At 74.8% G+C, this 2,737-nt stretch carries 2 protein-coding genes; both read right to left on the bottom strand.

Annotated features, from left to right (window positions below):
* On the bottom strand, nt 1-1,231 hold a 1,231-nt coding region (locus ACTUAL_RS17475), incomplete at its 3' end, for a RecQ family ATP-dependent DNA helicase (protein WP_440901023.1).
* A 207-nt stretch (nt 1,232-1,438) separates the two neighbouring features.
* Nucleotides 1,439-2,641, bottom strand: a complete 1,203-nt coding sequence (locus tag ACTUAL_RS17470) for a cytochrome P450 family protein (protein ID WP_440901022.1) — start codon at nt 2,639-2,641, stop codon at nt 1,439-1,441.
* Between the last annotated feature and the right edge of the window lie 96 nt (nt 2,642-2,737).

Raw genomic sequence — 2,737 nt, 5'->3', positions numbered from 1 at the left:
CCTTCGGCAGCTTCTCGGCGGTGAGGCCGTCCTCGTCCACGCTCAGCGCGCCGACCGCGGTGAGCAGTGCGACGTGCGCGGCGATCTTGCGGCGGGACAGCTCCAGCGCGTCGGCCGCCTCGTCGGCGGTCACCCCCGGCTTGCCGTGCACGTGCGCCATCACCGTGGCCAGCTCCGCGCGGTCCGGGCGGCGGGCCTTGAAGAACCGCTGCAGACCGAGGTCCTTGGGGCTGAAGAACAGCACCGCGTGCGCGGGCTCGCCGTCGCGGCCCGCCCGGCCGATCTCCTGGTAGTAGGCGTCGAGCGAGCCGGGGGCCGCGGCGTGCGCGACGAACCGCACGTCCTTCTTGTCGATGCCCATGCCGAACGCGGAGGTCGCCACGACCACGTCCACCTCGCCCGCCATGAACGCGTCCTGCACCCGCACCCGCTCGGAGGCGCGCATCCCGGCGTGGAACGGCTCGCCGCCCAGCGCCTCCGCGTACGACTCGGCGTCCTTGCGGGTGGCCACGTAGACCAGGCCGGGGCCCTGCGCCTCGCGCACCCACGACAGCAGCGCGCGCCGCCGGTCGTCGTCGTCCGCGAACTCGCGGACCTCCAGCTTCAGGTTGGGCCGGTCGAAGCCGCTCACCTGCACCACCGGGTCGCGCATCCCCAGCTGCGCCACCACGTCGTCGCGCACCGCCGAGCCCGCCGTCGCGGTCAGCGCCAGCACCGGCGGGCGGCCGAGCGTCTCCACGACCTGGCCGAGCCGCAGGTAGTCGGGGCGGAAGTCGTGTCCCCAGGCGGAGACGCAGTGCGCCTCGTCCACCACGAACAGCGCGGGCCTGCCGAGCCTCTCGACCACCTCGGGCTTGGCCAGCTGCTCGGGCGACAGGAACAGGTAGCGCGCCTGCCCGCGCTCGACCGCCTCCCACGCCTCGCGGTTGTCCGCTTCGGACTGGGCGGCGTTGACCGCGTACGCCGGGGGAGCGCCCACCTCGCGCAGCCGGGCGACCTGGTCGCGCTGGAGCGCCACCAGCGGCGAGACCACCACGATCAGCCCGTCGAGCAGCAGGCCGGGCACCTGGTAGATGCCGGACTTGCCCTGGCCGGTGGGCATGACGACGAACACGTCGCGCCCGCGCAGCACCTCGCGGATGGCGGTGACCTGCTCGTCCCGCAGCCGGTCCCAGCCGAAAGCGCGCTTGGCGGTCCGGTTGACCTCGCGCCGCTCCCCACCCTTGACCATGCGGGTGAACCTGCGCCTCCACCCCTGAAACCGTGTCCTGCTCATGCGGGCCACTTTCCCAGGACGAGGGGGTGGGAAACCGCGTTCCGGGTCACAAGGTGGTGAAGCGGGGGTCGCGGGTGGCCGGTGGGGGCGCTGTTCTCCCTTGTGGGGCAAGGGGGAGGGCGTGGTCGGCGGCGGCGGTCCCGGCGCCGCGCGGGGGGAAAGTCAGGGGTTGAGCACCACGGGCAGCGAACGCCAGCCGGTGACCGTCTGGGAGCGCCTGCGCACCAGGTCGTCCGGGCTGCCGCAGCGGCGGAAGTCCGGGAACCGGTCCAGCAGCCCGCGCAGCGCCACCTCGGCCTCCAGGCGGGCCAGCGGCGCGCCGACGCAGAAGTGGATGCCGTGGCCGAACGCGAGGTTCCCGCCGTCGGCCCGGTCGAGCCGGAACCCGTCGGGGTCGGGGAAGCGGGCCGCGTCGCGGTTGCCCGAGGGCAGGCTCACCAGCACGATCTCGTTCGCCGGGATGACCGTGCCGCCGACCTCGACGTCCTCGGTGGTGAACCGGGCGGTGGTCATCGCGACCGGGCTGGTCAGCCGCAGCAGCTCGTCCACGGCGCGGCGGGTCAGGTCGGGGCGCTGCACGAGGAGCCTGCGCACCGGGTCCTCGCGCAGCAGCAGGTCCGCGCTGGAGCTGATCAGCCCCGCGGTGGTCTCGTGCCCGGCCACCACCAGCACCAGGCAGGTGCCGGGCAGCTCGGCCTCGGTGAGCCGGTCCCCGTCGTCGGCGGCGCGGGTGAGCGCGGACAGCAGGTCGTCGCCGGGGCGGGCGCGCCGGTCGGCGATCAACTCCCGCAGGTAGGCGGGCATCTCCTCGGACGCCCGCAGCGCGTCGGCCTGGCCGGACTCGCCCATCAGCTCCTGGGACCAGCGGCGCATCGACGGCCGGGCGTCCTCGGGCACGCCGAGCAGCTCGCAGATCACCGTCATGGGCAGCGGCAGCGCGAACCGCTCCACCAGGTCGACCTCGGTGGTGGTGGGCAGCGCGTCCAGCAGTTCGGCGGTGAGCGCCTCCACCCCCGGGCGCAGCCGCTCCACGCGCCGGGCGGTGAAGTCCCTGGCCAGCAGGCGGCGCAGCCGGGTGTGGTCGGGCGGGTCCATGACCAGCAGGTTGTCCCGGAACAGCGCGGACAGCCTCGGGTCCCGCCCGGCCTCGACCAGCTTGCCGCTCATGATCTCGCCGAGTCGCCGGAAGTCCTTGGCCACCCGCTCGTCGCCGAGCACGGCGCGGGCGCACGCGTGGTCGACGACGACCCACACCGGCAACCCGGTCGGCAGCGCGGAGCGGTGCACCGGCCCCTGCTCGCGCAGGGCGCGCAGGGTCGGGTGGGGGTCGTGGAGGTACGCGGGGCTGAACAGCGGCGCGATCACCTGCCCGATGGTGGCCCAGCGCGGCGGGCGTGTCAGCGGTTTCCCGGCGCATTGCGCCGATCGGGGGCCGAGCACGGCCACCCGGCGCCGCGCGGC

It is taken from the genome of Actinosynnema sp., assembly GCF_052038725.1.
Note: the sequence above shows the minus strand (reverse complement) of the source record. Positions and strands in the feature narration are given on the sequence as shown.